Genomic DNA, 1113 nt, shown 5'->3' with positions numbered 1-1113 from the left:
GCCCACGTAGACGTGGACGACGACGACACCGAGAGCGCCGATCGCCGTATCGCACCTGGGGACAATTGAGGGAGCCTTCCCAGTACCACCGTTCAGTGGAGGTGCCGACCGCTGGCCTCTTGGAGGGTGAGGGGGGCGGGGATCTACGGCTTGCAACATAGTCCCGAGGTGGCTCCCGGGGACCTTTATGCCCGCCCCCCTTGACCGCGGACCTCGAAGGTTCTCTGACCGGTCTCTATCCACCAGGCAATCTAGCAAGTGGCACTGACAACGGTCCGACCCCAGGAGGAGCGACGGTGCCACGACCTGGGGTTTCCCCCGGAGACGGGCTCTACTCGGCCTCGGACTTCTCGTCCGGGGCCGTTTGCGTGAGCTGGCGCGGGACGGGAGCGGAGTGCTCTGGTTGCTGGTTGGCCGGAACGTGAGACCGGGGTCGGACTGCCCTCGTCTTCCCGGACCCACCAACCGTTCCGGTCCCTGACCGCCGAACGCCTCGCCGGGTCGCTCCGCCAGGTCGTGCGGCAGCAGACGTACGCACGAGCCGCCTCGATGGCGGCACAGCGGATGCAGACCGAGGACGGAGCGGGCCAAGTCCTCAGGGTGGTGCAGCGGTTGACCAACAGTTGACCAACGATTGGTCAACCGGCCACCCGATCCGCGGCGGTCCGGGCCGGTCAGTGCGAGCCGGTGCGGCAAGGGCATGGGCGCCCGCGTAGTTGCCCAGTAAAGTCGCCTCATCACTGCTGGTTATGGGGCCAGGTCCTGACGCGCGGGCGCCGGGGCGCTGGTGGGGAGGGCCTGTCGAGCATGAGCCGTCGCTCCAATGGGTTGGTCGGTGTCTGGGCTGAAGCGCAGCGCCAACAGCAACGTCAACGTGAGGCGCAAGCCAGGTACCAACAGGATCAGGAGAGGCGACAACGCACGCACCAGCGGGACCTCGCGCGCAGTCATCGCGAGCAGAAGGCGGCCTACCGCGAGCAGCGCGAGGCGGAGGCACGGCGGCGTACGGCGGAGATCGACGCACGGGTCGAGTCGTTGCAGGGGCTGTTGGCGGCCGGGTGCCGTGCTCCGGCGTTCAGGGCCGCGGCCCTGACCCGGGTGGAGCAGGTCGAG

General features: G+C 68.6%; 1 pseudogene. It reads left to right on the top strand.

The annotated features are described in order from the left end of the window. Nucleotides 1-807 precede the first annotated feature (807 nt). Nucleotides 808-1113: pseudogene (locus tag ABZV94_RS41895) on the top strand (restriction endonuclease); the annotation flags it as partial.

This window comes from Streptomyces sp. NPDC004658, from assembly GCF_040609555.1.
Classification (GTDB): domain Bacteria; phylum Actinomycetota; class Actinomycetes; order Streptomycetales; family Streptomycetaceae; genus Streptomyces.
The sequence above is the reverse complement of the archived record's forward strand: the minus strand, read 5'-3'. Positions and strand labels throughout refer to the sequence as shown.